This window comes from Aeromonas sp. QDB54 (assembly GCF_027707385.1).
GTDB lineage: Bacteria > Pseudomonadota > Gammaproteobacteria > Enterobacterales > Aeromonadaceae > Aeromonas > Aeromonas hydrophila.
In genome coordinates, this window is the sequence record NZ_JAPCIT010000001.1 from 34,676 (window position 1) to 57,938 (window position 23,263).

Annotated in this window: 25 protein-coding genes; 18 read left to right on the forward strand and 7 right to left on the reverse strand. The window is 64.9% G+C overall.

Going from position 1 to position 23,263, the window contains the following annotated elements:
* The first annotated feature begins 129 nt into the window (after positions 1-129).
* A complete protein-coding gene (locus tag PG881_RS00140) occupies positions 130-765 on the forward strand; it encodes a murein L,D-transpeptidase catalytic domain family protein (protein ID WP_011707184.1) in 636 nt (211 codons plus the stop codon).
* Between the two features lie 68 nt (positions 766-833).
* On the opposite strand, the gene PG881_RS00145 is transcribed toward PG881_RS00140, so the two are convergent.
* Positions 834-1,265, reverse strand: a complete 432-nt coding sequence (locus PG881_RS00145; protein WP_011707183.1) for a universal stress protein — start codon at positions 1,263-1,265, stop codon at positions 834-836.
* Positions 1,266-1,451: 186 nt separating this feature from the next.
* On the opposite strand from PG881_RS00145, the gene PG881_RS00150 reads away from it, so the two are divergent.
* Complete coding sequence (locus tag PG881_RS00150; protein WP_077095674.1) at positions 1,452-2,192, forward strand: hypothetical protein; 741 nt, start codon at positions 1,452-1,454, stop codon at positions 2,190-2,192.
* Positions 2,193-2,237: 45 nt separating this feature from the next.
* Here PG881_RS00150 and PG881_RS00155 read toward each other — a convergent pair whose 3' ends face one another.
* Entirely contained in the window at positions 2,238-2,333 is a 96-nt protein-coding gene (locus tag PG881_RS00155; protein WP_270797667.1) for an RNA methyltransferase, read from the reverse strand.
* 7 nt (positions 2,334-2,340) lie between these two features.
* Positions 2,341-2,847 carry an RNA methyltransferase gene (locus tag PG881_RS00160; RefSeq protein ID WP_270797668.1) on the reverse strand — a complete coding sequence of 169 codons (507 nt, stop codon included), beginning with the start codon at positions 2,845-2,847 and terminating at the stop codon, positions 2,341-2,343.
* A 302-nt stretch (positions 2,848-3,149) separates the two neighbouring features.
* Between PG881_RS00160 and PG881_RS00165 the strand changes: the two genes are divergently transcribed.
* From PG881_RS00165 to PG881_RS00210, 10 genes are all read left to right on the forward strand, one after another.
* Positions 3,150-5,786 (forward strand): nitrate reductase, encoded by a 2,637-nt coding sequence (locus PG881_RS00165; protein ID WP_270797669.1) that lies wholly within the window; start codon positions 3,150-3,152, stop codon positions 5,784-5,786.
* Positions 5,787-5,808: 22 nt separating this feature from the next.
* Entirely contained in the window at positions 5,809-6,567 is a 759-nt protein-coding gene (gene cobA, locus PG881_RS00170) for a uroporphyrinogen-III C-methyltransferase (protein ID WP_253627225.1), read from the forward strand.
* 139 nt (positions 6,568-6,706) lie between these two features.
* Positions 6,707-7,291, forward strand: a complete 585-nt coding sequence (locus PG881_RS00175; protein ID WP_270797675.1) for an ANTAR domain-containing response regulator — start codon at positions 6,707-6,709, stop codon at positions 7,289-7,291.
* Positions 7,292-7,727: 436 nt separating this feature from the next.
* Positions 7,728-9,086, forward strand: coding sequence for a CmpA/NrtA family ABC transporter substrate-binding protein (locus PG881_RS00180; protein ID WP_270797677.1), 1,359 nt, complete (start codon positions 7,728-7,730; stop codon positions 9,084-9,086).
* A 38-nt stretch (positions 9,087-9,124) separates the two neighbouring features.
* Positions 9,125-10,045, forward strand: a complete 921-nt coding sequence (locus PG881_RS00185; protein WP_270797679.1) for an ABC transporter permease — start codon at positions 9,125-9,127, stop codon at positions 10,043-10,045.
* A 104-nt stretch (positions 10,046-10,149) separates the two neighbouring features.
* A complete protein-coding gene (locus PG881_RS00190) occupies positions 10,150-10,971 on the forward strand; it encodes an ABC transporter ATP-binding protein (protein WP_270797681.1) in 822 nt (273 codons plus the stop codon).
* Between the two features lie 109 nt (positions 10,972-11,080).
* Entirely contained in the window at positions 11,081-13,582 is a 2,502-nt protein-coding gene (nirB, locus tag PG881_RS00195) for a nitrite reductase large subunit NirB (protein ID WP_408770856.1), read from the forward strand.
* Positions 13,583-13,629: 47 nt separating this feature from the next.
* The gene (nirD, locus tag PG881_RS00200) at positions 13,630-13,989 is read left to right on the forward strand and encodes a nitrite reductase small subunit NirD (RefSeq protein WP_024943588.1); all 360 of its coding nucleotides are present in this window, start codon (positions 13,630-13,632) and stop codon (positions 13,987-13,989) included.
* Positions 13,990-14,134: 145 nt separating this feature from the next.
* Positions 14,135-15,226 carry a PfkB family carbohydrate kinase gene (locus tag PG881_RS00205; RefSeq protein ID WP_045528402.1) on the forward strand — a complete coding sequence of 364 codons (1,092 nt, stop codon included), beginning with the start codon at positions 14,135-14,137 and terminating at the stop codon, positions 15,224-15,226.
* Positions 15,220-16,128 (forward strand): pseudouridine-5'-phosphate glycosidase, encoded by a 909-nt coding sequence (locus PG881_RS00210; protein ID WP_101149942.1) that lies wholly within the window; start codon positions 15,220-15,222, stop codon positions 16,126-16,128. The genes PG881_RS00205 and PG881_RS00210 overlap by 7 nt, the downstream gene beginning before the upstream one ends.
* Positions 16,129-16,201: 73 nt before the next feature.
* On the opposite strand, the gene PG881_RS00215 is transcribed toward PG881_RS00210, so the two are convergent.
* Positions 16,202-16,927, reverse strand: a complete 726-nt coding sequence (locus PG881_RS00215; protein ID WP_270797688.1) for a carbonic anhydrase — start codon at positions 16,925-16,927, stop codon at positions 16,202-16,204.
* 449 nt (positions 16,928-17,376) lie between these two features.
* On the opposite strand from PG881_RS00215, the gene PG881_RS00220 reads away from it, so the two are divergent.
* Both PG881_RS00220 and PG881_RS00225 read left to right on the forward strand, forming a co-directional pair.
* Positions 17,377-18,354, forward strand: coding sequence for a cytochrome-c peroxidase (locus PG881_RS00220; protein ID WP_029299222.1), 978 nt, complete (start codon positions 17,377-17,379; stop codon positions 18,352-18,354).
* A 242-nt stretch (positions 18,355-18,596) separates the two neighbouring features.
* A complete protein-coding gene (locus tag PG881_RS00225; protein ID WP_270797690.1) occupies positions 18,597-19,214 on the forward strand; it encodes a DNA/RNA non-specific endonuclease in 618 nt (205 codons plus the stop codon).
* A gap of 44 nt (positions 19,215-19,258) precedes the next feature.
* Here PG881_RS00225 and PG881_RS00230 read toward each other — a convergent pair whose 3' ends face one another.
* Genes PG881_RS00230 through PG881_RS00240 form a run of 3 tightly spaced genes read right to left on the reverse strand, consistent with a single transcriptional unit; the run spans position 19,259 to position 21,081 of the window.
* Positions 19,259-19,474 (reverse strand): hypothetical protein, encoded by a 216-nt coding sequence (locus PG881_RS00230; RefSeq protein WP_016351797.1) that lies wholly within the window; start codon positions 19,472-19,474, stop codon positions 19,259-19,261.
* 47 nt (positions 19,475-19,521) lie between these two features.
* Positions 19,522-20,598: a methyltransferase gene (locus PG881_RS00235; RefSeq protein WP_270797692.1), complete on the reverse strand. Its 1,077-nt coding sequence runs from the start codon at positions 20,596-20,598 to the stop codon at positions 19,522-19,524.
* A gap of 18 nt (positions 20,599-20,616) precedes the next feature.
* Entirely contained in the window at positions 20,617-21,081 is a 465-nt protein-coding gene (locus PG881_RS00240) for a hypothetical protein (RefSeq protein ID WP_011707164.1), read from the reverse strand.
* Between the two features lie 176 nt (positions 21,082-21,257).
* Here PG881_RS00240 and PG881_RS00245 point away from each other — a divergent pair, with 176 nt between their 5' ends.
* Genes PG881_RS00245 through PG881_RS00260 form a run of 4 tightly spaced genes read left to right on the forward strand, consistent with a single transcriptional unit; the run spans position 21,258 to position 23,250 of the window.
* Entirely contained in the window at positions 21,258-21,971 is a 714-nt protein-coding gene (locus PG881_RS00245; RefSeq protein ID WP_270797695.1) for a beta-ketoacyl synthase chain length factor, read from the forward strand.
* Entirely contained in the window at positions 21,956-22,714 is a 759-nt protein-coding gene (locus PG881_RS00250) for a lysophospholipid acyltransferase family protein (RefSeq protein ID WP_270797697.1), read from the forward strand. The genes PG881_RS00245 and PG881_RS00250 overlap by 16 nt, the downstream gene beginning before the upstream one ends.
* A 17-nt stretch (positions 22,715-22,731) precedes the next feature.
* The gene (locus PG881_RS00255) at positions 22,732-22,998 is read left to right on the forward strand and encodes a phosphopantetheine-binding protein (protein WP_029299230.1); all 267 of its coding nucleotides are present in this window, start codon (positions 22,732-22,734) and stop codon (positions 22,996-22,998) included.
* A gap of 3 nt (positions 22,999-23,001) precedes the next feature.
* Positions 23,002-23,250 (forward strand): acyl carrier protein, encoded by a 249-nt coding sequence (locus tag PG881_RS00260; protein ID WP_011707160.1) that lies wholly within the window; start codon positions 23,002-23,004, stop codon positions 23,248-23,250.
* The last annotated feature ends 13 nt before the right edge of the window (positions 23,251-23,263 follow it).

Below are 23,263 nucleotides of genomic sequence, written 5' to 3' on the forward strand. Positions count from 1 at the left end.
TGCCGACTAAGGTCGGCATTTTTTTGCTTTTTTCTTGCCTGCTATCAGGGGCTTGCATATAACTATCCAGCGAGGTGTGGCGATATTTTGAGCGCTGCGCTAGCCACAAAAACGGGAGCAGATTCAAGGATGAAGCAAACAGATTGGATGAAGCGCTGGGGTGCGCTCTGGCTGGGGTTGCCGCTGCTGCTGGGGGCGCTCTGCTTCAGCAGCAACAGCCACGCCAGCTGGGATCAGGATCTCTACCGCCAGTTGGGGCTGGCCGGCAAGCTCGACAAACAGGTATTTCGCAAGGCCATCAACAGTTACCAGAGCGTGCGCCACAAGCGCAAACCCATTCTCACCATCATCGACTACAGCAAACCCTCGACCATGCGCCGGCTGTTCGTCATCGACGTGAAGCGCCACAAGCTGCTCTACCACACCTGGGTCAGCCATGGCCGCAACTCGGGCGAGCTGGCCGCCAACCAGTTTTCCAACCAGTTCAACTCCATGAAGAGCTCGCTCGGGGTCTATCGCACCGCCGAGACCTATCAGGGCAAGCACGGCTATTCGCTGCGCCTCGACGGCTTGAGTCCAGGCCAGAACAGCAATGCCCGCAAGCGGGCCATCGTGGTGCACGGCGCCGACTATGCCAGCCCGCGCCATCTGCGCAAATATGACAAGCTGGGCCGCAGCTGGGGCTGCCCCGCACTGCCCAAGGAGCAGTCCAGGGCCATCATCGACATCATCAAGGGGGGCAGCGTCATCTACGCCCACGGCTGAGACCAGCCCGCGAGCCCAAGTAAAAAGGCCAGCGATGCTGGCCTTTTGCAGTGAGTCTGGCGTTGCGGCTACTTGCGCACCACCAGCACGGGGCAGGGGGCATGGCGCACCACGGACTCGGCCACGCTGCCTACCAGCAGATGGCTGATGCCGGAGCGACCGTGGCTGCCCATCACCACCAGATCGGCTTTCTCTTCCTTGGCCTGCACGACGATCTCGTCGGCGGCGCGACCGAAGCGCACCTCGAAGGTGGCAGGAATCGGCAGACTGGCGATCAGCTCCTTCATCTGGCTCTTGGCCTGACGCTCCATCTCGTGGGTGATCTCGATGGCGGTCATGTGCAGGATCTTGTAGCTGTCGAAGCCGTGCAGTTGATCCACCACGTGGACCAGTTTGAGTTCGGCCTTGTGGCTCTGGGCCATGAATACGGCATAGTCGAGCACGGCCTGTGACATCTGGGAAAAATCGACCGGACAGAGCAGGGTTTTAATGGATGGCATATGAAGGCTCCCCTATGTTGGGTTACTAATGAATCTTATTGTCAATAATACCGATTCAGCGGGCAATAACCCTCGACTCGCTCGCAAAACCGGGAAAAAGAGGTGCGTTGCCGGCAGATCTTCATATCATGGGGAATGGCTTGGGCGCGGCTGTAAATGGCATCGCCTGCGGAGAAACGGTAAGACATGATTCGTTTGTTGCTTTCATTGACGTTGTTGATTTGCTGGCCGGGTCGGGCCGATCCCCTTTATGTCTATTGCGATGACTGGCCGGGTTTCTGCCAGCCGGATGGCAGGGGCGTCTATCTGGACATAGTGCGGGCCATCTATCAGCCCAATGGCTACCAAGTCATGCCGCGCATCGTGCCCTACAAGCGGGCCCTGGCGGTGATCGCCCAGAAAGGGGGCGACATGGCGATGGGGGTCTATCGGGATGAGGTGAGTGGCGTGCTGCAACCCCGCCATCCCGCTTCGGCCGATGATCTGACGGTGCTGATGCTCAAGAAGTGGCGGCCCCAGTGGCAAGGGGAGCACAGTCTGAGCGGGCAGGGGGTGGTGTGGTTGCGGGGCTGGGCCTTTGACAAGTACATACCTGTCTCCATGCGCTGGCACGAGATCGACAGCCACGACATGGCGCTGCAGCTGCTGGCCAAGGAGCGCTATCGCTACTACCTGACCGCCGGGGTGCTCTACTCGGCGGATTCCATTCCCGCCAACATGCAGCGCATCTTCCTGCGCTGGGTCCCGACCTATCCCATCTTTGCCGATACCGAGAAGGGGCGCAGCCTGCAACAGCTCTGGGATCAAGGCATGGTCAATCTGGTGCGACATGGCACCCTGGCCGAGATCTACCGGCGCTACCAGCTCTACGACTATTACCGCGATTTCATCAAACAGCAGGAGCAGAGGCTAGCCCCTGGCAACTAAAGCGCCCTGCGCCGGGGGCTGGTTACCTGTTCAGGCGCTTTTTTGTCAGCGTCTCAGCTGCTTGGCCAGCCGGTCGTAGAGGATCACGTTGACCGAAGCGGCGAGATTCATACAGCCCTTGGGTGTGGTTACGTAGAGCATCTGCTGCTTACTTGACACGCAGTTGCTTGGCCAGTCGGTCGTAGAGGATCACGTTGACCGAGGCTGCCAGATTCATGCAACCGTGCGTCGGGACGTAGATCACCTCCTGCACCGCCTTGAAGCGGGCGGGATCCAGGGTACCGTCCTCCGGGCCGAAGATGTAGAAGGCGCGCGCCGGGTGCACATAGTCCGGCAGCGAGGTGGCCCCCTCGATCAGATCCACCAGCACCGGCGTGCAGCCGGCCGGCACCATCTCCATCAGATCGTCGACCCCGAGCAGGGGGATCTTTTCCACCATCTGCTTGGTATCGGTGGCGAAGCGGCGCGCCAGCTCGAAGCGGTTGCCGGTGTAGTAGACCTCGTCCGCCCCGTAGCAGCCGGCGGCCCGCATCACGGCCCCCACGTTCTCCGGTGACTTGGGGTTGACCAGCCCGATGCAGCAATAGCCTGCGTCGCCGTGCGGTGCTGACTCATCCCCCTGTGGTGGCAGGCATTCGTGATCTGACTCTCTCATCTCGCTCTCCTCTGTGGCGGCCGCATTATACTCCCGCGCCGCTCCTTGCCCAGCCTGGGTATGCACTCCCGCCTGACGGGCCCAACAAGGGGGCGCTTGCACCGTCCCGGCGCAGCCGCTCGCTGCCGATCACCGTCCAGGCGCACCTTGCATCCTGGCGCGGGGTTTGCAGTCATCTTTGGACAGAGTGAATGCGGCTTATCCGGACAAAGGCGTCCGTCCCCTGCGGGGGCGGGCGCTTTTTTATGGGCCATGGCAGCGGCGATCCAGGGATGGGGAGCCGGACGACGAGGAGCAAGGGAATGAACACCACCTGTGCCTATTGTGGAGTGGGCTGCGGCATCCGGCTGAGCCGGGAGGGGGATGACTGGCAGTTGCAGGGGGATGAGCAGCATCCGGCCAACGCGGGTGCTCTGTGCGTCAAGGGGGCCAGCCTGCTGGAGAGTCTGGATTTCCCCGATCGCCTGCTCTATCCGCGCTGGCTGGGGCAGCGCATCGACTGGGAGCAGGCCCTGGATACCCTGGCGGAGCGTTTCGCCGCCATTCTGGCCGAATCCGGGCCACAGGCCATCGGCATCTACCTGTCGGGCCAGCTCACCACCGAGGATTACTACGTCGCCAACAAGCTGATGAAGGGGTATCTCGGCAGCGCCAACGTGGACACCAACTCCCGGCTCTGCATGTCGTCGGCGGTGGCGGCCCATCAGCGCGCCTTCGGCGAGGATCTGGTGCCGGCCTGCTACGAGGATCTGGAGCTGGCTGATCTGGTGGTGATCACCGGTGCCAACACCGCCTGGACCCACCCCGTGCTGTTTCGCCGCCTGCAGCAGGCGCGGGCACGGCGCCCCGAGCTCAAGCTGGTGGTGCTGGATCCGCGCCGCACCATGACGGCGGAGCAGGGGGACCTGCACCTGGCCCTCAGGCCCGGCAGCGACGTGGCGTTGTGGAACGGTCTGTGCCGCTACCTGCTCGATCACGACGGCTGGGACAAGGAGTACGTGGCGCGCCATGTGAGCGGCTTCGAGGCGCTGGCAGCGGTGCTGGACGATCCGGCCTGGCAGCTGGAGGCGGTGGCCCAGCGCTGCGACCTGGCGCCAGGGGATCTGCTCGGCTTCTACCGGCTGTTTGCCCGCACCCCCAAAACGGTCAGTCTGTTCTGCCAGGGGATCAACCAGTCCAACCAGGGGGTGGACAAGGCCAACGCCATCATCAACGCCCATCTGCTGTGCGGGCGCATCGGTAAGCCGGGGGCGGCCCCCTTCTCCATGACGGGGCAACCCAACGCCATGGGCGGGCGCGAGGTGGGGGGGCTCGCGACCCAGCTGGCGGCCCATATGGGCTTTGGCGAGGCCGAGCGCGATCGGGTGCAGCGTTTCTGGCAGAGCCCGACCATGGTGGGCGGTCCCGGCCACAAGGCGGTCGAGCTGTTCGAGGCGGTGCACCGGGGGGAGATCCGCGCACTCTGGGTACTCGGCACCAACCCGGCGGTCTCCCTGCCCGACGGCAACCGGGTGCGCGAGGCGCTGGCTCGCTGCGAGCTGTTGGTGGTCTCCGAGGTGACCGCCAACACTGACACGGCGCGCCTCGCTCACCTGCTGCTGCCCGCCGCCGCCTGGGGCGAGAAGAGCGGCACCGTCACCAACTCGGAGCGCACCATCAGCCGCCAGCGCGCCTTCCTGCCCCTGCCGGGGGAGGCCAGGCCCGATTGGTGGGCGCTGACCCGGCTGGCCCGCCGGCTTGGCTTCGGCGAGGGTTTTGCCTATGAGCACGAGCACGACATCTTCTGTGAGCACGCCGCCCTGTCGGGCTTCGAGAATCAGGGGCAACGCCAGTTCGATATCTCCGGTCTGGCGCATCTCAGCCGCACCGAGTTCGAGGCGCTGGTGCCCCTGAGCTGGCCCGTCAATGCCCGCTGGCCCCAGGGCCGGGCCCGGCTGTTCGAGGACGGGCGCTTCGCCACCCCGGATGGCCGCGCCCGTCTGCTGCCCCTGGCCCAGTTCTTTCCCCCCGAGCCTGTCGCCGCGCCAGACGCGGTACGGCCGCCGGCGGGGCTCTCCTTGCTGCTCAATAGTGGTCGGCTGCGGGATCAGTGGCACACCATGACCCGCACCGGCCACGTACCGCGCCTGCAGGAGGCCGAGCCCTGGCCCAGGGTGCGGCTCGGCGCCGCCAGCCTGCTGGCGCTGGGGCTCAAGGAGGGGGGTCTGGTGCGCCTTCACAACGAGCTCGGGGAGGCGCGGCTGTTGGTGGGGCTGGACGAGGGGCTCAGGGAGGGGGAGGCCTTCCTGCCCATGCACTGGACCGACAGCCAGTGCAGTCTGGGGGCGGTCAATCGCCTCATTGCCGCCGTGGTGGATCCCCTTTCCGGCCAGCCCATGTTCAAGCAGGGCCGGGTGCGGGCCGAGCCGCAGCCGACTCGCTGGCAGGGGCTCTGGCTAGGTCGACGAGACTGGGGCGAGCCGCTGGACTGGTGGGCCAGGCGCCCGTTGCCGGAGGGCAACTGCACCCTGCTGGCCTCCTGGTCAGAGGCGCCCGACGCCTTGTGGCAGCGGCTGGCAACCCAGGGGCGCTGGCTGCGACTGCCGCTGGCGTCGGGCTGGCTCGCCGTGGCGCTGGCCGGGGATCGCATCGATGGCCTGCTGCTGGTGGGGGAGCGGCGCCCGGACATCAAGGTCGAGCTGCTGGCGAGTCTGCTCGGCACGCCCTTGCAGGCGGGGGCCCTGAGCCAGACCCTGAACGCGGCCCTGCTGGGGGAGAGCCGGCTGATCTGCTCCTGCCTGCGGGTGTCGGAGCAGCGCATCGTCGACGCCATCGTGCGGCAGGGGGTGAGCGAGCTGGCGGGGCTGCAGGCCCTGCTCGGCTGCGGCAGCAACTGTGGCACCTGCCTGCCAGAGATCGACAAGCTGTTGATCAAGCATGTTTTTATCGCCACCGCTTAAGATGGGATACAAGGAGTCTGTGATGAGCCAAATCAGTCTGGTAGGGGCCGGTCCAGGCCCGCTCGAATTGTTGACCCTGCGCGCACTGCAACGGATCGAGGCGGCGGAGGTGGTGGTCTATGACCGCCTGGTGGGGGAGGAGATCCTGGCCCGCATTCCCCAGGGGGCGGCCCGCTTCGATGTGGGCAAGCGCTGCGGCGAGCCGAGCCCGAGTCAGGCGCAGATCAACGCCCTGCTGCTGGCGCTGGCTCGCACCGGCAAGCGGGTGGTGCGGCTCAAGGGGGGCGATCCCCTGGTGTTCGGCCGTGGTGGTGAGGAGGCACTGCACCTGGCCCGCCACGGCATCGCCGCCGAGCTGGTGCCCGGCATCACGGCGGCGCTCGGCTGCGCCGCCAGCAGCCTGATCCCGCTGACCCACAGGGGGCTGGCCCGCTCCCTGACCCTGGTCACCGGCCACCTGATGGACGAGGGCGACTATCAGGGCTGGCAGGGGCTGACCCGGGCCGGCCACACTCTGGTGTTCTACATGGGGCTGGAGCGGGCGGCCGAGATCCGGCAGGGGCTGCTGGCGGCCGGTGCCTCACCGGATCTGCCGGTGGCGCTGGTGGTGGCCGGTTGCAGCGCCCGCCAGCAGGTCCATGAGACCCGGCTGGACGGGCTGGCGCAGGTAGCTGGTGCCCTGCTCGGCCAGAGCCCGGTGCTGATGATCATGGGGGAGGTGGTGCGCCTTCGCGCCGAGCTGCAGGGTCTGCTGGGACAGGCGCTGGATCGGGTGGCCTGAGCCGCCGTTCTCCCTCTACCTCTACTACCTCCAGAGGAATAAAAAGGGGGTAGATTCAAACAGTTGGCGCTCATGTTGCCTCTGTGGTGACAGACCACAGTGGTGGCAGACCAATCGAATGCTGTTGGCAAGGAGCGCCATGACCATTCTCACTTCAGGGGGCCCCGCTGGCCCCGTTTCCCGCCTGCTGATCCACGCCGACGAGCCGGGTCAGGCCAACCGGCTGGCCCTCTTGGTCAGCCAGTATGGCCATCAGCCCAGGATCCTCGACGCTCGCCAGCTGCTGAGCCCGGATGGGCAGGGAGACGCCCTGCTCGTCAGCAGTCGCCGTTTCGACGCCGAGACGCGGCTCGGTCTCTCTCTCTGGCCCGGAGTGCCGCGCCTGCTGTTTTGCGAGCGGATCGGCACCGAGCCCCAGATAGCCCTGTTGCAGCAGGGGGTGCTGCTGGTGCCGCATCCGTGCGGGGAGAAAGAGCCGGTGGAGCAGTGGTTGCGCCTCGCCCGCAGCCAGCTGGCCATGGTGCAGGCGCTGGCGCAGACCGAGAGCGAGCTGCGCCGGCAACTGGTAGAGCGGCGGCTCATCGAGCAGGCCAAGGGGCGGCTGATGCGCCATCAGGGGCTGGACGAGGAGCAGGCCTACCGGCTGATGCGCAGCACCGCCATGAGCCGCCACCTGAGCCTGGGGGAGCTGGCACGGCAACTGCTGCAGGCATTGCCCGCCTGAGAACCGGGTCCACGCTCCTACTGTGAGGCCGTGATCAAGGCTCATGTGCTGCTCGGAATCCTCATTTATGTCTATAAACTCCGGTTCCTGCGCTGCTCTTTACCTTGCTGACGACCTCTCGTGACAGATCGCGAACCGGTTCTGAAGGGACTGGCAAACCGTTTTGGTGCAACTGCGCCTCATTGAGGCGCAGAAACGGGCAGGGGAGGCACTCCGGGCCGCCCAGGGCCTGCCAGCGGCGGCTCGGCCAGATTGGCACGGAAAGTGAATTAACGAACAGACAGAACAAGACGCAGTGGTGAGGCCGCAAGGCTTCACCGGCAACAGGGCAAAGAAGCCTCACCGATCCCGGATCGGTGGGGCTTTTTTTTGGTCGTCATCCTGCAACGAGGCAGGCGGGCGAGAGCCCGGAACAGGAACCGAGCGAGGGAATGGCATGAACAGACGACAAGGATGTGCGGGGATGCTGCTGGCGGTGCTGTCACTGCCGGCGCTGGCCGTGGTGGGGGCGCCCGAGCAGGAGGAGATCAAGCTCGGCTTCATCAAGCTGACCGACATGGCGCCGCTGGCGGTGGCCTATGAGCGCGGTTATTTCGAGGACGAAGGGCTCTACGTCACCCTGGAGGCCCAGGCGAACTGGAAGGTGCTGCTGGATCGGGTGATCGACGGCGAGCTGGACGGCGCCCAGATGCTGGCGGGCCAGCCCCTGGCGGCCCACATCGGCATCGGTACCCAGGCCGAGCTGGTGACGGCGTTTGCCATGGATCTCAACGGCAACGCCATCACGGTGGCCAAGCCGGTGTGGGCCGCCATGGCGGCCCAACTGCCCAAGCCGGTGGCGGGCAAGGTGCCGGCGCCGGTGAGCGCCGCCGCCCTCAAGCCGGTAGTGGAGCAATACCGGCAGGCGGGCAAGCCGTTCAACATGGGGATGGTGTTCCCCGTCTCCCCCCACAACTACGAGCTCAGGTACTGGCTGGCGGCCGGCGGTCTGAATCCCGGTTTCTACGCACCCAAGCTCGGTGACAACTCGGGCCAGCGCCAGGCGGACGTGCTGCTGTCAGTCACCCCGCCGCCACAGATGCCCGCCACCCTGGAGGCGGGCACCATCGCCGGCTACAGCGTGGGGGAGCCCTGGAACCAGCAGGCGCTCGCCAAGGGGATCGGGGTGCCGGTCATCACCGATCAGGAGATCTGGCGCAACAACCCGGAGAAGGTGTTTGGCGTCACCCGGCAGTGGGCCGAGCGCCACCCCAACGCCCACGTCCGGCTGGTGAAGGCGCTGCTGCGGGCGGCCTGGTGGCTGGATGCCGAGCAAAACGGCAACCGGCGCGAGGCGGCCAGACTCTTGGCAAAGCCCGAGTACGTGGGGGCCGACGAGGCGGTGATCGCCAGCTCCATGACCGGTACCTTCGAGTACGGCAAGGGTGACGTGCGCCAGTTGCCGGACTTCAACGTCTTCTTTCGCCATCACGCTACCTACCCCTACTACTCGGACGCCATCTGGTATCTGACCCAGATGCGGCGCTGGGGCCAGATCCCCGAGGCCAAGCCGGACGCCTGGTTCGAGCAGGTGGCCAGGGCGGTGTATCAACCCGAGGTCTATCGCCAGGCTGCCGAGGCGCTGATCGCCGAGGGCAAGCTCAAGACGCAGGACTTCCCTGACTTTGCCAGCGAGCAGGGCTATCGCGGCCCTCAGGATGGCTTCATCGACGGCCTCATCTACGACGGCCGCCACCCCAACGCCTATCTGCAGCAGTTCGCCATCGGCCTCAAGGGCGATGAGCGGGTGCAATGAGCGAGGATCGCGCAATGAAACGACATCAGTGGAAAATCATGGATTGGAAAAACCTGGTGCAGCCCCTGCTGGGCGTGCTGCTGTTCCTCGGCCTCTGGCAGTGGGGGGCGAGCCAGGTGCAGACCAGCCTGGGCACTTTGCCGGGGCCGCTCGCCACCGCCAGCCAGCTCTGGTCGCTGGGTCAGGATCACCTGGCCGAGCGGGAGAAGGCGAGCGCCTTCCTCGAGCGCCAGCGGGTGCGCAACGCCGAGCGGCTGGCCGCGGACCCGGCAGCAGAGGTGAAGCTGCGCCCCTACACAGGACGCCCCACCTTCTTCGATCAGATAGCGACCAGCCTGCTCACCGTGCTGTGCGGCTTTGGCCTCGCGACCCTGATCGCCATCCCGTGCGGGGTGCTGCTTGGCATGAATCAGGGGCTCTATCGCGCCGCCAACCCGGTGATCCAGCTGCTCAAGCCGGTGTCGCCGCTGGCCTGGCTGCCGCTTATCACGCTGGTGGTGAGCGCGCTCTACGCCAACCCCACTCCCTGGCTTGCCAAGTCCTTCCTCACCTCGGCGCTGACGGTGACCCTCTGCTCCCTCTGGCCGACCCTGATCAACACCGCAGTCGGGGTAGCGGGGCTGGACCGGGATCTGCACAACGTCAGCCGGGTGCTGCGGCTCTCCTTTGTGACCCACGTGCGGCGCATCGTGCTGCCCGGCGCCCTGCCCATGATCTTCACCGGCCTGCGGCTCTCCCTGGGGGTGGCCTGGATGGTGCTGATCGCGGCGGAGATGCTGGCCCAGAACCCGGGGCTCGGCAAGTTCGTGTGGGACGAGTTCCAGAGCGGCGGCTCGGCCTCGCTGGCCCGCATCATGGTGGCGGTGATCACCGTAGGCCTCATCGGTTGCGCCCTGGACAGGGGCATGCTGGCCCTGCAGCAGTGGCTCTCCTGGGACAAACGCCAGGTATTGCGCTAGGGCCGCCGGCAGGCAACCAGGCCCTGCAGCAGTGGCTTTGCTTCAGGACAAGCGCCAGGTGCTGCGTTAACAACCAATTCCATATTCAGGCGGGAGAAGAGCCAATGAAGAGTTATCTGCAGTTAAGCGACGTCGGCATCTCGTTCGAGACGGAGCAGGGGCGCTTCGAGGCCCTCAGCCGGGTCAACCTGCGCATCGAACGGGGGGAGTTCGTCTCCCTCATCGGTCACTCCGGCTGCGGCAAGAGTACCGTGCTCAATCTGGTGGCCGGGCTGCTGGAGCCTACCACGGGGGGCATCATCCTCGACGGGCGCGAGGTGGCGGGGCCGGGCCCGGAGCGGGCCATGGTGTTCCAGAACCATGCCCTGCTGCCCTGGCTCAGCGTCCAGCAGAACGTGGCGCTGGCGGTGGGGCAGGTGGAGCCGAACCGGCGGGCGGCTTCGGAGCGGGTGGACTATTACCTCTCCCTGGTGCAGATGGAGCACGCCAGCCAGAAGATGCCTCACGAGCTGTCGGGAGGGATGAAGCAGCGGGTCGGCATCGCCCGTGCCCTGTCGCTCTCCCCCAAGGTGCTGCTGATGGACGAGCCGTTCGGCGCCCTCGATGCCCTGACCCGGGCCCACCTGCAGGACGCGCTGATGGCCATTCAGGCCGAGCTCGGTAACACCGTCATCATGATCACTCACGACGTGGACGAGGCGGTGCTGCTCTCCGATCGCATCGTCATGATGACCAATGGCCCCAGTGCCACCGTCGGCGAGATCCTGACCGTGGACCTGCCGAGGCCCAGGGACAGGGTCGCCCTGGTGGATGATGGTCACTATCACAAGCTGCGCCAGCAGGTGCTGCGCTTTCTCTACGAGAAGCAGCGCAAGGTGACCCCCCTCAAGGTGGCCGAGCCAGTTCGCAGTCAGCGCCGGGCCTGAGCCCATCTATTCAAGGAAGAGAGATATGGACAACAAGCAGAGAGTACAGGTGGTGGGCAACGGCGTGGATGATGAGATGGACCATCACTGCGTCGAGTCGTCTGAGAGGATGGAGAAACAGCGGCTGCTGGTGGTAGGCAACGGCATGGTGGGTCATCACTTTGTCGAGCAGCTGGTGGCGGCCGGTGGCCTCGAGCGCTTCGAGGTGACAGTGTTCGGTGCCGAGCCGGATCCCGCCTACGACAGGGTGCACCTCTCCGAGGTGTTCGGCGGCAAGGCCCCCGAGGCGCTGCGCATGGCGGATCCCGCCTGGTACGAGGCGCAGGGCATAGCGTTGCGGCTGGGGGCCGAGGTGGAGGTGCTGGACAGAGACACCCGCACCCTGACCCTGGCCTGTGGCGAGCAGTTCGGTTACGACCGGCTGGTGCTGGCAACCGGCTCGGTCCCCTTCGTGCCCCCCATTCCCGGCCATCGGCGGGAAGGCTGCTTCGTCTACCGTACCCTGGGAGATCTCGCCGCCATTCGCGATGCCTGCGCCGGCGCGCGCAGCGGCGTGGTCATCGGCGGTGGCCTGCTGGGGTTGGAGGCGGCCAACGCACTGCGGCTGCTCGGGCTCAGCACTCATGTGGTGGAGTTCGCCCCCAGGCTGATGCCGGTGCAGCTCGACGAGAGCGGCGGCGCCGTGCTGCGGGACAAGATCCGGGCGCTCGGGGTCGAGGTGCTGGTGGAGAAGGCCACCGAGTGCATCGAGGATGGGGAGCAGGCCCGCCACCGGCTGAGGTTCAAGGATGGCTCTCACCTGGAGACCGACGTGCTGCTGTTCTCGGCTGGCATCCGACCCGCCGACGGTCTGGCCCGGCAATCCGGGCTGGCGGTCGGGGAGCGCGGCGGTATCTGCATCGACGACGGCTGCCACAGCTCGGATCCCGCCATCCTCGCCATCGGCGAATGCGCGCTCTGGCAGGGCCGCATCTTCGGGCTGGTGGCCCCCGGCTACCAGATGGCCCGGGCCGCCGTGGCCAGCTTGTGCGGCGGCGAGAGCCGCTTCGCGGGGGCGGACATGTCCACCAAGCTCAAGCTGATGGGGGTGGACGTGGGCTCCATCGGCGACGCCCACGCCAGCACCGCCGGCGCCCAGGAGCTGCTGTTGCTGGACAGGGTCAACGGTATCTACAAGAAGCTGGTGACCGACGGCGCGGGGAGCCGGCTGCTCGGCGCCATCCTGGTGGGGGACGGCACCGATTATGAGCGGCTGCTGCAGTACTACCAGAACGGGGTAGCGCTGCCCCAGCCGCCGCTCTCCCTGCTGGTGGGGGAGGCGGGCGACGCGGCGGCGCCCCTGGTGCTGCCGGACAGCGCGATCCTCTGCTCCTGTCACAACGTCAGCAAGGGGGACGTGGTGGCCGCCGTCAGAGCGGGCAATCACGAGCTGGCGGCGGTGAAGAGTTGCACGAAGGCGGGCACCGGCTGCGGCGGCTGCGGCAACCTGCTCAAGCAGGTGGTGGAGCAGACCCTGGAGGATCTCGGGGTCGAGGCGGACAAGGGATTGTGCGAGCACTTCGCCCACAGTCGCCAGGAGCTCTATCACCTGGCCAGGGTCGGCGAGCTGAAGAGCTTCGAGGCGCTGCGCGACAAGCACGGCAAGGGGCTGGGCTGCGACGTCTGCCGGCCGACGGTCGCCTCCATCCTGGCATCGCTCTGGAACGAGCACGTGCTTGAGCAGCCCCACCGCGCCCTGCAAGACAGCAACGACGCCTTCCTTGCCAACCTGCAAAAGGACGGCACCTACTCGGTGGTGCCGCGCATCCCGGGCGGGGAGATCACCCCGGACGGCCTCATCACCATAGGCGAGGTGGCGCGCAAGTACGGCCTCTACACCAAGATCACCGGCGGCCAGCGCATCGACCTGTTCGGCGCCCGGGTCGATCAGTTGCCCGCCATCTGGGGCGAGCTGGTGGCGGCGGGGTTCGAGACCGGCCAGGCCTACGGCAAGTCGGTGCGCACCGTGAAGTCCTGCGTGGGCTCGACCTGGTGCCGCTACGGGGTGCAGGACTCCATGACCCTGACCCAGACTCTGGAGCACCGCTACAAGGGGCTGCGGGCCCCCCACAAGCTGAAGTTTGCGGTCTCCGGCTGCACCCGGGAGTGCGCCGAGGCCCAGAGCAAGGACATCGGCGTCATCGCCACCGAGCGCGGCTGGAACCTCTATGTGTGCGGCAACGGCGGCATGCGGCCGCGCCACGCCGACCTCTTTGCCACCGATCTCGACGAGGTGACCCTGATCCGCTACATCGACCGGTTGCTGATGTTCTACGTGCGCACCGGGGATCGGCTGCAGCGCACCTCGGTCTGGATGGAGGGCATGGAGGGGGGGCTCGACTACCTCAAGTCGGTGATCATCGAGGACCGGCTCGGCATCGGCGCCGAGCTGGAAGCCATGATGGAGGGCATCGTCGGCAGCTGGCAGTGCGAGTGGAAGAGCACATTGGCGGATCCGGACAAGCTCAAACTGTTCGAGGCCTTCGTCAACCGGCCCGAGGACCAGATGCCGCCACGGCGAGAGGAGCGGGGTCAGTGGGTGCCGGATATCGCTGTCAAGGCGGTGGTATGAACGGGAGCTGTGAGTTGGGCAGCAGCCATAAAGAGCAGGAGGTTGAGATGAACAGACTCAAGGACGATATGTTGCCATCGGAGCATGGCGAATGGCTGCGGGCATGCGAGCTGGCCGCTTTGCCGGAGCAGGCGGGGCGCAGCGCCTGGCTGGGGGGCAGGGCGTTGGCGCTGTTCCGGCTCGGTGAGCGGGTCTATGCGCTGGACGCGGTGGATCCCCTGACCGGGGTGGCGGTGTTGGGCCGCGGCCTGGTGGGGGATTGCGACGGTGAGCCGGTAGTGGCCTCGCCGCTCTACAAGCAGCGTTACGCCCTGGCAGATGGCCGCTGCCTGGACGACCCGGCATTGCGGGTCGCCTGTTGGCCGGTGATGCACAGTGCCGGCGAGGTCTGGGTGTTGTTGGGGTGAGGGGCACCATCTGAAAACCGTTTTCCTGTCACCGGGTTTTGCCCGGTGATTTTTTGTGCGCAAGCCGACAATTTTTGCACGAGGCGATGGCGGGTAAACGTTTTTCGGAAATAATGGACAAACGTTTGTAACTGGATGTTTGTCTATGACGGAACGTGAGCAAGAGATCCTCGCCCTGCTGCGCCAGGACCCCATGATTGCCCAGCAGGAGCTGGCAGACAGGCTCGGCATCAGCCGTTCGGCGCTGGCGAGCCATATCTCCAGCCTGATGCGCCAGGGCTATGTGCAGGGGCGCGGTTATGTGCTGCGGGAAGGGCCCTACGCCGTGGTGATCGGCGGCGCCAACATGGATATCTGCGGCTGCAGCCACGACAACCTGCGCATCGGTGACTCCAACCCCGGCAAGGTACGTACCTCGGCCGGCGGGGTGGGGCGCAACATCGCCGAGAACCTGGCGCGGCTTGGCACCGACACCCGGCTGCTGAGCGCGGTGGGCAATGATCAATACGGCCATCACCTGCTGGACGTGACCCAGCGTGCCGGCGTCGACGTACGCCAGGTGCTGATGCTGGATGGCCAGGCGACCTCCTGTTACCTCAGCCTGCACGATGGCAGTGGCGAGATGAGCTGCGCCGTCAACGACATGGCGATCATCGAGCAGCTCACCCCGGCCAGGCTCACCCCCTTGAGCGGTTTTCTTGGCGCGGCCCGGCTCTGGGTGCTCGACACCAACCTCGCCACCCACACCCTCGACTGGCTGTTCGAGCGCCAGGGGGAGCACATCATCTTCGTCGACACTGTCTCGGTGGCCAAGGTGGAGAAGATCCGCCCCTGGCTGCACCGCATCCACACCCTCAAACCCAACCGCAGCGAGGCGGAGCAGCTGTGCGGCTTTACCATCGCCGGCCCCGATACCTGGCCCATGGTGGCGGCCTGGTTCCACCGCGCCGGGGTGCAGCGGCTGTTCCTGAGCCTCGGCGATCAGGGAATTTTCTATAGCGACGGGGAGTGCCAGGGCCATCTGCCCGTGCTTGGCAGCCCGGTCGTCAACGTGACCGGTGGCGGTGATGCCTTCATGGCAGGGCTGGCCCACGCCTGGTTGCAGGAGCAGGGCATCATGGAGACAACCCGGTTCGCCCTCGGTTGCGCCGCCCTCACCGTCAATTGTTCCGATACCGTCTTTTCTGGCCTATCCAAGGCCGCCGTTGAACGCATGCTGGAGGAGTACCCATGTTGAACGCTTACCTCGATATCCAACCTGAAGTCGCCGCCGCGCTGGCCGCCGGCAAGCCGGTGGTGGCCCTGGAGTCCACCATCATCTCCCACGGCATGCCCTATCCGCAGAACGTGGAGACGGCGCGCCAGGTCGAGCAGGTGGTGCGCGACAACGGCGCCGTGCCGGCCACCATCGCCATCATCGATGGCCGCCTCAAAGTGGGTCTGGATGAGGGGGCGCTGGAGGCGCTGGGCCGGGCCGGTCATGCCGCCACCAAGTGCAGCCGCCGCGACATTCCCTTCGTGCTGGCCAACAAGGGGCTGGGGGCGACCACGGTGGCCTCCACCATGATCATCGCCGCCATGGCCGGGATCCGGGTGTTCGCCACTGGCGGCATCGGCGGCGTGCACCGCGGTGCCCAGGAGACCTTCGACATCTCGGCTGACCTGCAGGAATTTGCCCAGACCCCGGTGGCCGTGGTCTGCGCCGGTGCCAAGTCGATCCTCGACATCGGTCTGACCCTGGAGTACCTGGAGACCCAGGGTGTGCCGGTGATCGGCTACCAGACCGAGGAGCTGCCCGCCTTCTACACCCGCGAGAGCGGCTTCAAGGTGGATTACCGCCTCGAGAGCCCGGCGGCGATCGCCGAGGCGCTGCGCCTCAAGTGGGAGCTGGGGCTGGCGGGGGGGGCCGTAGTGGCCAACCCGATCCCGACCCAGTTTGCCATGCCTAAGGCCGACATCGACGCCGCCATTGCCCAGGCACTGCGAGAGGCGGACGAGCAGGGAGTGAAGGGCAAGGAGTCCACCCCCTTCCTGCTGGCCCGGGTGTGCGAGCTGACCGGCGGCAACTCGCTGGCGGCCAACATTCAGCTGGTACTGAACAACGCCGCGCTGGGGGCGCGCATCGCCGCCAGCCTCTGATCCGCTGTCGCAACAAAAAAGAGGGCCCGCGGGCCCTCTTTTTTCATCTCGGCTCTGTGAGTTGCCGGGGGCGTTATTGCAGTACCTGCCGACCGTGCAGCGGCTGCACGGGGCGGTTGTTGGGGTGGTGCATCACCGCCTTGAAGGCATCGATCTGGGCCTGGCTCACCTGCACCGGCTGTTTCATCACCAGCCAGCGCACCCCTTCCGAGCAGGGCGGGGTGGTCAGCGAGCCGCTGAAGCGGTAGTAGTCGCGTTTGATGGGCAGCAGTTGTTCGGCCGAGATCGGTTCCTTGAAGGTGTGACTCTCTCCCGCCTTGGCTGGCAGCACCTGCCAGGCCTGGCTCAGGGCTGCATTGGCCTGGCCCGGCTCGAACATCACCGCCACCACCGCCAGCTCACCCTTGGCGTTGGCGTGCACCAGGTGCCCCTCCAGCGGATAGGAGTGGCCCTTGATGAGGTTTTCGCTGGGGGCGTGGAAGTGGAACTGCTTGAGCTCAAAATGCATGCCGTCGAGCTCAAGGCTGCTGCCCAGGGCATAGTCGACCTGTACCGTGTGGCCGTTGTTGGTGACGCTGCGGCCCCCCGCCAGGTAGTGAAACTGCAGCGGGGCCAGCTTGGCCTCGACCAGACCGTCGAGGTTGACCGGCGACTGGTTGCTGCCTGCACACTGGCCAAATTCCGGGGTCAGTCTGGCCCACTGCGCCGGGCCGGCCTCACCGCTGTATTCCCAATGCGGGGTGGCGGCGAAGGCGGTGGGGCAGAGCAACAGGGCGGCGGCCAACAGGGACTTTCTCATCATGCATCCTTATCTTGATTGAAAAGCACGGCGATCCGTTTCCTGCATTGACGAGGAAATAACGGAAGGCATCATCTGAATTGCGGAATACAGAAGGTCAGACGGTATTTTTATTATTGGCTGGGTGATCGCCGACGATATTTATGATGCATTTAATATGAATCTAAATAATGGACGGTCACGCCTGCATATTGAATAATCGCTTTATTCAATGACAGCAATCTAATTAATTGGCTGTTATCGCAGATGAATTTGCTCATAATTCATTCATCGAAATTCAGCTCTTTTTTGCCGCGCAAGTCCCCGCCATCAGTCCGTCTGCAATATATTAATTAATTGTTTTTAATATGGTTTTTGTTGGTCTCATTTGATCTTGAACAAATAACGCACAGACTTTCCCGGGCAGGCTGAGGCTGCTGTTATGCACAGCCACAAGGGAGAGAGAAAAAATGAATAAATATTGTCTGTTGCTGGCGTTGGGCCTGCCAGGGATGGGGTGGGCGAACGAGCCGATCCAGCCGGTGGAAGCGGCCAAGGTGAGCGCACCGGAAAAAGTCGAGCTGGGCAAGATGCTGTTCTTCGAGCCGCGGCTCTCGAAATCCAACGCCATCTCCTGCAACTCCTGCCACAACCTGGCGACCGGCGGGGTAGACAACCAGGTTAGTTCCCTCGGCCACAAGTGGAAGGAGGGGCCGATCAACTCGCCCACCGTGCTCAACTCCAGCCTCAACTTCGTGCAGTTCTGGGATGGTCGCGCCAAGGATCTGCAGGCGCAGGCGGCGGGCCCCATCGAGAATCCGCTGGAGATGGCCTTCACCCACAAGCTGGCGGTAGAGACCCTGCACACCCTGCCCGAGTACCGGGCCCGGTTCAGCGCCGTGTACGGCAAGGCGGACTTCGGCATCGACGAGGTGACCGATGCCATCGCCGCCTTCGAGGAGACCCTGGTAACCCCCAATGCGCCGTTCGATCGCTGGCTGAAGGGGGATGCCAAGGCGCTGACCGCGCAGCAGCTGAAGGGCTATCAGCTGTTCAAGGAGAAGGGCTGCACCGCCTGCCACAACGGGGTGGCCATCGGCGGCAACTCCTACCAGAAGATGGGGCTGGTCAAGCCGTTCAAGACCGACAACCCGGCCCAGGGACGCGGCGGGGTGACCGGCGAGAAGCAGTTCATCGGCTGGTTCAAGGTGCCGACCCTGCGCAACATCGAGCTGACCTACCCCTACTTCCACGACGGCTCGGTGTGGGATCTGAAGGAGGCGGTGCAGATCATGGCTGACATCCAGCTCGGCCAGACCCTGAGCGAGCAGGAAGCGGACGACATGACCGCCTACCTCAAGAGCCTGACCGGCGAGCAGCCGCAGATAGTGTTGCCTATTCTGCCGCCCTCCCAACCCGATACCCCCAGGCCTCAGGTCAAGAGCTGAGCGGGAGTGATGATTGCAGCGGAGCCACCGGCTCCGCTTTTTTGTTCCTATCTATCTGATAAGCCTCTCGAAGTTACTGCACTACACAATGACAAAGGGATGACAATCCCCCAGCTGGCGGCGGCGATTTTACCGATTTGCAGCCCTCTTCACATTTCCGACACGCTCACAATTTGTTCGATTGCCTTACTCATCCGACCTGGTGTCAAATCACTCCGCCTAATACAAGGAGTGGCATAATAATGAATAATATCAATAAATTAGTTCTGGCTATCGGATTCACTCTCACCACCTTCCCGAGCCTGGCGGCGGGTTTCCAATGCAAGGATCACGTCAAGCTCGGGGTGCCCAGCCAATCCAGTCAACTGCTGTGCCGGGACGGCTATGCCGCCGGTTACAACTACGACACCAAGGTCTCTGACTGGATCTCTTACCGGATGACGGCCGCCAGCGCCCAGGGCCAGGTGCCGCGCAAGGATGCCTTTGCCGAGGACAAGGAGGTGCCGGTGCAGTTCCGCGCCACCCTGGCCGACTACAAGGGCTCTGGCTATGACCGTGGCCACCAGGCGCCGGCGGCGGACATGCGCTCCACCGGCCCCATCTTCACCAACTCCGATGCCTCCATCGGCAACGGCGTGACCGTGCCCCACGCCTATTACCGGGTGGTGATGGATGTGGCCAACAAGGAGGCGATCGCCTTCATCTTGCCGCAGCAGAACGTGTCGGCCAGCAAGCTGGCAGACTACATAGTGACGGTGGATGCGGTGGAGGAGCAGACTGGACTGGACTTCTTCGCCGAGCTGCCGGATGAGCAGGAAGAGGCCATGGAGTCTCAGCTGATGGCCATGTGGGGCAACTGAGCCTGGTCATGAGCAAATGAAAACAGGGGCCGCGGCCCCTGTTTTCATTTGCTCAGTTCATCCCCGACCTTCTTGACGGTATCCCGGGTGCCGTGGCCGATCTCCCGGGTCACGTCGCGGGTGGTGTGGCCAATCTCGCGGGTCACGTTGCGAGTGGTGTGCCCCACGGTTCTGCCCGCCTCCTTGATGTCGGCGCAGCCGCCGAGCAGGCTGCCCAGAACCAGGCCGAGGGCCATCAGGGTCATGCAGTCACGCCTCATGCCGTGCTCCTTCTCGTTTCATCATCATCTCCATGCCGATGGCGGCATTATGGCCTCGTGTGCAGCGGGCGGGCAACCAGCAGGGTGTGGCCGGGCCCCGGGATCTCGTGCTCGGCCTCCACGTGAAAGTGGGCCTCGCGCAGGCACTGGTACAGCTGTTTGGAGTGGTAGAAGCGGCTGTTGCCGTTGGCCAGACAGGTGAAGTAGAGGGAGGTGGCGTTGAGACTGAAACTGGCGGCTTCAAAGGATTGCCTGTCCCAGAACAGCTCCAGGATGCAGACCCGGGCGTCCGGTTTCATGGCCAGCCGGATCCGGTTCAGGATGGCGACGATCTGCGCGTGGCTGAAGCAGTCGAGAAACTGGCTCATCCACCAGATGTCCGCCTCGCCGGGCAGGGGGCCCGCCTGCAGCAGATCCACCGGGTGGCCATGTACCCGCGCCGCCAGCCCCGCCTCCTCGATGTTGCTGCGGGCCAGCACCAGCTGCTCGGGCAAGTCCAGGATGGTGACTTGCAGCGCCGGATCCCGCCTGGCGCAGGCGATGGCCCACTTGCCGGTGTTGCCGCCCAGATCGTAGAGGTGGCGCGGCTCGTAGCCGAACACCTTGTCCTGGGCCTGCTGGAAGGCCCAGTCGGAGTAGAAGTGATCGAAGGCGAACCAGCTGCGGCGGGCCGGTTCGGGCAGCTCGCTCAGGTACGGATAGAGGGTCTGCCAGGGGCCGAACTCCTGCAGACCGGCCGGGGTGCCGTCGCGGATGGCATCGAGCAGGTGGGCGAGGGGCTGATAGCAGACGTGCTGGGTGAAGTCGAGATTGACCCGGCTCATGGCGTCGTGCAGCAGGTATTTGCCGACCCGGCCCAGCACATAGTGCTCCTCGCTCAGATAGCAGAGTCCGCCGCCGAGCCCCATGTCCAGCAGCACGCCGGCGCCGTATTCGCTGAGCTGACACGCCTGGGCGATGTCAGCCAGCGCGGCCCCCTGCGAGCCGCGGGTCTCGAGATAGGCCAGCACCCCGGTTTCACGCAGGCACCAGCTGGCCTGAAACAGCATGGGCCCGAAGGCGATTTTCTGGGCCTCGCTGATGGCTTCCAGCGCGTTGTAGGGATCCGCCTGATAGTGATTCACGGGGTGGCTCCTGCCGGATCAGCGGCTCTGGGTGCGGGCGAGTTCCGCCTGAATGGCCTGGTTCAGACCCAGTACCCAGCGGTTATAACTGCGGTGGATGCTGCCCTTGCCTTTGTCGTCCAGATTGACGCTGCTCACATAATTAATGGAATAATCGCGAGCGCTATAAGGAATATTGATCACCGCCTGATGCTGGCGCACATTGACCTGGCCTCGAATTAGTCCTGGCTGCTCCTGGCGCATTACCCAGCTCTTGCTGATGCCGGCCGTAATAATGGCATTGGCCACCTGTTCTTCGGTCAGATTGAAGGGCACCGGATTGGCTGCCATATTGCGAATTGGCTGGCTGGTGGAGCAGGCGGCAAGCAGGGCACAGGCCAGCAGCAGGGATATTTTATTAATGAGTTTCATAATATTTTCCTTGGGAAGGATATTCATCAATTTGGGCGTGGCAATGAGACAACACAAATAGTTTATTTTCAATCACCAAGGCGGTTGATAATCTGCGCTGGCTATTATTTTTGATGAATAATGGTATTATCCGCCGGTATTAAGCCGATGACGCCATTCAATGTCGTGGAGCAGGCACTGCCCGCCGGGTGAGTGCCTTTTATCGTCTTCGCGTCCACCCATCGATGTAAGGACAGGTTGCCCGAAACATGCTCTCTTTCTCGCTGCTGGATAGTCAGGCCCTGTCACCCGGTCTGGCCGATGAGGCTGCCTGGCAGGCGTGGGCGCAGCAGGGCCGCTGGCCGGTCGACCCGCCGTTTCCCGCCACCCCCTTGCTGCCGATGATGATGGCGCGCCGCCTGAGTCAGGGCGCCCGGCTGGCGGTGCAGGTGGGGCTGAGCCTGCTGGCCCGCCACCAGATAGACAGTGCCGTCTTCGTCAGCCGCCACGGCGAGCTGGCCCGCTCCATGACCCTGCTGCAGGCGCTGGCGGACGGGCAGGCGTTGTCGCCCACCGATTTCTCCATGTCGGTGCACAACACCGCCGCCGGGCTCTGCTCCATTCAGGGCAAGGCCGCCATCCCCATGACCTCGTTGGCCGCGGGGGAGAACAGTCTGATGGCGGGCCTGACCGACGCGGTCTGCGCCCTGCAGGCCGGTGCCCGTCGGGTGTTGCTGGTGGCTTTCGAGGGGCCGGTGCCCGAGTTTCACCGCCCCTGGCTGGCGGAAGAGGCGCCACCTCATGCGCTGGGGCTGGTGCTGACGGCGGGCGACCAGTGGCGCTGTGCGGGGGCGCGTGGCACCGCCGCGTCGGCTGCCCGCCCGCTGCCCCAGAGTCTGGCCTGCTGGCGTGCCCTGTTGCGAGGCGAGCCGACCCTGATCCTCGCTGACGACCGTCAGGAGTGGAGATGGCAGCGTTGCTGAACCGGGGCTGGCGGCTGATCGGCACGGCTCTGGGCTTCACCCTGTTCGGGGTGGGTGGCCTGCTGCTCTCCCTATTCTGGTTTCCGCTGCTGGCGCTCTGTCTGCGCGGCGAGCGACGTCGTACCCTGGCCCAGCTCACCATCCGCCACAGCTTTCGGCTGTTTCTTAGCGTGTTGCGTGGCTGGGGAGTGCTCGATTACCGCGTGAGCGGCATGCCCGCCCACTTGCGCGGTGCCCTGGTGGTGGCCAATCACCCCAGTCTGCTCGATTACGTCATGCTGGCGGCCGAGATGCCGGTGTGCGACTGCATCGTCAAGCAGTCCCTCTGGCGCAACCCCTTCATCGGCGGCGTGGTGCGAGCGGCCGACTACCTGCCCAACGTGGCAGGCGAGGATCTGCTGGCCCTGTGCCAGGGGCGGATCCGGGCCGGCGGCCTGCTGCTGGTGTTCCCGGAGGGAACCCGCACCACCCCGGGCGAGCCCATCAAGCTGCAGCGCGGCGCTGCCCAGCTGGCGGTGCGCAGCCAGGTGCCGTTGCAACTGGTGCGGATCCACTGCAGCACCCGATTTCTCACCAAGCAGGACAAATGGTTCAAGATCCCGGAAAATAAGCCGATTTTCACCATAGAATTCCTGCAGCAAGTGGCGGCGGACGAGGTGGTCGCCACCGGCCAGAGCAGTGCGCTGGCCGCCCGCCAGTTGACCCGGTTTCTCACCCAGGCCCTGCAACCGGGGCCCCAATGACAGCATGTGGAACAGTTATGCAAGACCTGCATCTAGAGATAAAACAACTCATCATCGACAGCCTCAACCTCGAGGGGCTCACCCCTGACGACATCGACAGTCAGGCGCCGCTGTTCGGTGACGGCCTGGGGCTGGACTCCATCGATGCGCTGGAGCTGGGCCTTGCCATCAAGGGTCGCTACGGCATCGTGCTCTCCGCCGAGGATGAAAACACCCGTCGTCATTTCGCCTCCGTCACGGCGCTGGTCGCCCTGGTGCAGGCCCAGTCGAAAGGGGAGGCCTGAGCCATGACCCGTGACGACATCTTTGCCCAGATCAAGGCTGCCCTTGTCGAGCTGTTCGAGGTCGACGAAGAGGCCATCACCCCCGAGGCCCGTCTTTATCAGGATCTCGAGCTCGACAGCATCGACGCCATCGATCTGGTGGTGCACCTGCAGAAGCTGACCGGCAAGAAGATCAAGCCGGAAGAGTTCAAGTCGGTGCGCAGCGTCAATGACGTGGTGGATGCGGTCGAGCGTCTGCTGGCCGACGCCTGATGCCGGTGCACGC